Source organism: Streptomyces hilarionis (assembly GCF_024539675.1).
Classification (GTDB): Bacteria; Actinomycetota; Actinomycetes; order Streptomycetales; family Streptomycetaceae; genus Streptomyces; species Streptomyces hilarionis.
This window is the reverse complement of sequence record NZ_JAHHIT010000295.1, coordinates 1-4,575: the sequence shown is the minus strand read 5'-3', so window position 1 is coordinate 4,575 and position 4,575 is coordinate 1. Positions and strand designations below refer to the sequence as shown.

Annotated in this window: 4 protein-coding genes and 1 pseudogene; 2 read left to right on the top strand and 3 right to left on the bottom strand. The window is 72.0% G+C overall.

Annotated features, from left to right (window positions below):
- A pseudogene (locus KMS84_RS37905) lies at nt 1-239 on the bottom strand (phosphatase); the annotation flags it as partial.
- Between the two features lie 524 nt (nt 240-763).
- Between KMS84_RS37905 and KMS84_RS37900 the strand changes: the two are divergent.
- Together KMS84_RS37900 and KMS84_RS37895 are read left to right on the top strand one after the other, a co-directional pair.
- Complete coding sequence (locus KMS84_RS37900) at nt 764-1,429, top strand: bifunctional DNA primase/polymerase (protein ID WP_256921102.1); 666 nt, start codon at nt 764-766, stop codon at nt 1,427-1,429.
- A gap of 56 nt (nt 1,430-1,485) precedes the next feature.
- Nucleotides 1,486-2,118: a hypothetical protein gene (locus tag KMS84_RS37895; RefSeq protein ID WP_256921101.1), complete on the top strand. Its 633-nt coding sequence runs from the start codon at nt 1,486-1,488 to the stop codon at nt 2,116-2,118.
- A 276-nt stretch (nt 2,119-2,394) separates the two neighbouring features.
- On the opposite strand, the gene KMS84_RS37890 is transcribed toward KMS84_RS37895, so the two are convergent.
- Together KMS84_RS37890 and KMS84_RS37885 are read right to left on the bottom strand one after the other, a co-directional pair.
- Nucleotides 2,395-3,360 (bottom strand): DUF5926 family protein, encoded by a 966-nt coding sequence (locus KMS84_RS37890; RefSeq protein WP_256921100.1) that lies wholly within the window; start codon nt 3,358-3,360, stop codon nt 2,395-2,397.
- 275 nt (nt 3,361-3,635) lie between these two features.
- Nucleotides 3,636-4,274: an ATP-binding protein gene (locus KMS84_RS37885; RefSeq protein ID WP_256921099.1), complete on the bottom strand. Its 639-nt coding sequence runs from the start codon at nt 4,272-4,274 to the stop codon at nt 3,636-3,638.
- Nucleotides 4,275-4,575: the final 301 nt, after the last annotated feature.

The window sequence follows — 4,575 nt, the reverse complement described above, 5'->3', positions numbered from 1 at the left end:
CCCGAGGGGGGCGCGGAGAGGGTCGCGGGGCCCGGGGCGGCGGGCGCGGGCGGGACAGTGTGTGCGGGTGAGGGAACCGTTGAATCGATTCCAGCCACTTTCGGAGGGTGAGGGGCGTTCATGGCGTCCGGCTCTCGGACCGGAGCGTATTGCTCAAAAGCATCGCAAACCCCCATGTCATTCTGCGCCGCTAGCGGTGTCTCCACATGTACACGCACTCGTGAGGGGATGTCCAGCATTGTCCTGCTGGGATTACTGGTGTCCGCTGGGTCTTTGGGAGAATCACGCACGGTTCTTCCGGCTCCCTTGCGAAAATGCGAAGTTGGCTTAAAACTGCCTCGGGTAAGGGGTGATTGCGGTCGACTGGGTTTGCTCGACGGAGCGTCACAGCGGTCGCGATGGGTACGTACTCGGTAAGGGCCGGGGTCGTCGGGGGCTCGTAGGGAGCCTCCCGGAACCTGGTGACCGGACCGGGCGTCATAGTCATCGACGACCGTGCCCCATCCTCCCGTGGCGGAGGCGGAGAGAAATACGCGCGACGCCAAACGCCAGACTTCGCCACCCCACGCCACACCCAGGCACGAGATGGACGCAAGTCGGACGGAGCGGCCGCGGAAGCAGCCGCCACTTCGACCCCGAGGGGTCCCCCTTGTCCAGGACAGGGGTGTGATGCGCCACAAGGTACGCACAGTGAAGTGATCGACACATGGTGTGATGTGACCCACGGTGTTGCCAGCGGTGCAACGGAAAGGAACGAGCGCTCATGCGCGAGATCCTCGGAAAGCGACGCAGGCTGCTGTCCCGGCGCGACGACGGAGGGACCGAGTTGCTCGACGCGGCCCTGACGTTCGCGACGCGATGGCAGTGGCCCGTCCTCCCGGGGGCGACGGCGGACCAGCGGAGCACGTCCCGCTGCACCTGCCCCGACCCGGAGTGCACGGTCCCCGGCGCCCATCCCTTCGATCCCGGCCTCCTCGCGGCCACCACCGACGCCCGCATGGTGCGCTGGTGGTGGGGCAACCGGCCGGCCTCACCGATCATCCTGGCCACCGGGGACACCGCTCCCTGCGCGGTCAGCCTCCCGGCCCTCGCCGCCTCGCGCGCGCTCGTGGCGCTCGACCTTCAGGGCATGCGCCTCGGCCCGGTGGTGGCCTCCCCCACCCGCTGGTTCTTCCTGGTGCGCCCCTACTCGATGGAGCAGCTCGGCGAGCTGCTCTACGCCAAGGACTTCGTCCCCGGTTCGTTGCGCTTCCACGGCGACGGCGGGTACATCGCCCTGCCGCCGTCGCAGACCGGCCGCGGCGACATCCGGTGGGAGCGCGCGCCGCTGCCCGGCTCGGCCTCGCCCTGGGTGCCCGACGTCGAGGCCGTGGTGGACGCCGTCGTCGACGCCCTCACTCGTACGGGTGTGAGCGCCCCCGAGTTGTAGGGGTGTCGGGCGCGCGCCGGGCCGGAACCCGGGATGCGCCCTCTATCTTCCGCTACATGAACCTTCGTCTCCTCGCTCTCGGGGGCGCCGTGGCCGGCGCGATCGCACTGCCTCTGGCCATGGCGTCCGCGGGGCCGGTCGGCGACGAGGGGCGCACGGCCGACGCGACCGTCACCCGCGCGCTCGACATGAGCGACCCGCGCGCCACCGGGGAGAACGCCCCACCTGCGAGTGGTCCGCACGCCGCGGACCCGCACCGCCCGCACGCCGGGGCGGGCGGCGACCCCAAGGCGCCCACCGCCGCGCCCTCCCGCTCCCCCCTGCTGCTCGGCCTGGGGCTGGCCACCGCCGCCCGGTGCGGTCCCGAGCTCACCTCCCCCGACGGGGTGGAGGCGCAGACGTGCGTGCTGTCCCAGGGCGAGGACACCTGGGCGCGCACCTACTACCGCAACGCCACAGGGCGCGCCCTGGACGCCTTCCTGAGCCTCATGGGGCCCGCGGGGCGCACGGTGCAGACGAACTGCGCGGTGGGCGCCGACGACGAACCGCAGTCCTGTGAGACGCCCCATGAGCGCAGCCACGGGAACCTGCCCGCCTACACGGCGGTCGCGGAATTCGCACGAGCATCCGAGGACGGTCCGCTGTTGCTGCGCTCCGGCAGCAACTCCCGTACGGAAACAGGCGGTTGATGTGCGCTGTCTCCGCGTGATCGGATTCGCGCACGGAAAAACCCGGTTGCTGGCGACGGGGGATGCACCAGCAACCGGGCTACTCGAACGGTAACAAGAGATCGGCCCCAAGCAAATTCGATCTCCTGTTTTCATCGGCTTTCCGGACACGGGAGGATCGGCGCTTCTGGCGTCGACTCGCCTTGTGCGGGCGGCAGTTGTGAGTCGACTCACCCCGACCGCCCACACCGCGCGACTGAACGGCCGTTCAACCGGGGCCCGTTGTGGTCCGGTGCGTCAGCTGAGCGTCACCTGTCGGTTGGTGAGGCCGCCCCGCGCGCGACGCTCGTCCGCCGTGAGCGGCGCGTCCGAGGCCAGGGCGGCGGCGAGCCGCTCGGCGAACTCGGCGGCCGGCTTCTCCACGTCGTCCGCGGTGACCGCGCTCGGCAGGTCCCAGACCGGCACCGTCAGGCCGTGCGCACGGAAGGAGCCCACCAGGCGCGTGCCCTCCCCGAGGCCGGATCGCCCCGCGGCATGCAGCCGCGCGAGGGCGTCCAGAAGCTGCTCCTCCGGGTGGGGCATGACCCAGCGCAGGTGGTTCTTCTCCGGCGTCTCGCACCAGTACGCGGCGTCGACGCCCGTCAGCTTGACGGTCGGGACGGCCGCGGCGTTGGCCCGCTCCAGGGAGGCGGCCACCTCGGGCGCGGCGTTCTCCGGGTCCGGCACCCAGAACTCGAAACCGCTGTGCACAACTGGCGCGAACGCGCCCTCGGGGTCGAGCAGATCCTGCATCCGCGGACCGTCCGCCGGCGCGCGGCGCGCCTGGACCGGCGTCCCCGGATCCGCTTCCAGGGCGCGCCGCAGCGTGTCGGCCAGGTCGCGGCTGATGTCGCCGGAGGGCGTGTCGTTCTGCAGGCCGAGCAGCACCGAGCCGTCGTCACGGCGCAGCGCGGGCCAGGCCATCGGCAGCACGGTGGCGAGCGTGACCGACGGAACGCCCTCGGGCAGGCCGTCCCTGAGCGTCAGCTCCACCGTGGCGGCGGGCACCAGCTCGCGCAGCGCCACCCAGTCGCCCTCGCCCGACAGCCCCTCGAAGGGGCGCTGCACCAGCTCGGTCGCGGCGTGCGCGGCGGCCCGGCCGTGACAGGCCTTGTAGCGGCGGCCACTGCCGCAGGGGCAGGGCTCCCGCGCGCCGACGACCGGGATCTCCGCGTCGGTGAGCTGCGGCCGCTTGGCCTTCGTCTGGGGTCGCTTCTTGGCCACTGGGTGTCTCCCGGGTACGGCTCGTCTGGTACGGCGGGAGCCTAGCCGCTCGCACGCTCCGTCACCGGAACCTGTGGACAACGCACGGCATGTGGACGACGTCCGGCGTGCCCGCCGGACGGCCGGCCACCGAGATCGGCGACCGACTCCGCCGTCCGGCGAGCGCCGGCCGTTAGGGCCGGAAGCCGGGACGCGGTCGGCGACCGACGGTGACGGCGGCCGAGGACCGGTGGCCGGCGGTCGCCGTCCGGGTCGGCCCGCGGTCCGTCCCGGACCTAGTCCAGGTCGTCGAAGACGTCCGCGAAGTCCAGGCCGGGCATGGAGGCGACCGCGGGGGCCGCGACCCGGGACGCGAAGTCGTCGCGCCGGCAGCCCGCGTCGGGGTCGTACACGTCCGCGTGGACGACGACCCACACCGTGACCTCGCCGCGCGCGTCGTCGCGGACGCCCCAGTCGTCGGCCAGCGCCGTGATGATGTTCAGCCCGCGGCCTCCGTGCGCGGTCACGGACGGGGTCGCCGGGGCCGGGCGGGTCGGACCCCCGCCGTCGGTGACCTCGACCACCAGCCGGCCGCCCTGGTCGACGCGCCAGGCGGCCCGGACGTCGCCGTCCCCGGCCAGGGCGTCGCCCAGTGGTCTGCCGTGCTTGCAGGCGTTGCTCAAGAGTTCGGAAAGGATCAGTACGGCGTCGTCGATGACCGATTCCGACACCCCGCCCCTGCGCAGTTGATCGCGCATGCGGTGTCTCGCGTTCCCCACGCCCGCAGGGCCATGGGGTACGGCCATGCTCGACGACGCGGGCACCTCCTGTGCCACCACCAACGCCACCCCCGAGACCTCCTTCGCCCCACGCCACGGTGTGGATGCCCCATTGGCCTGTACCGGAAACCGGCCAACGCAGGTCCGGGGACGCATTCGGAACGACCGAACACGGAACGAACGCGCCGGAGCACTCCCTGTGAGGGGCTGGTCAGTGAGTGGCTGAATCTGGGCGGTATGGCTGAGAACGGAGAATGCTGTAGGTGGCGCTGTGGGTCAAGAGGTGTGGATGGGGCTTCTGGGACTTGTGTGACCTCCGGGGGGCAACAAGGGCTCCGCGCGAGCCGTCGAACCGCCCGGATCCGGCCTCCTCCGACATTCTCCGGCCCTTCTGGCCGCCCTCTCTTCGGCAGCCTCTGGGTGCTCCGCCCGCGGGCCGGGGCTGGGGGGTCGGGGC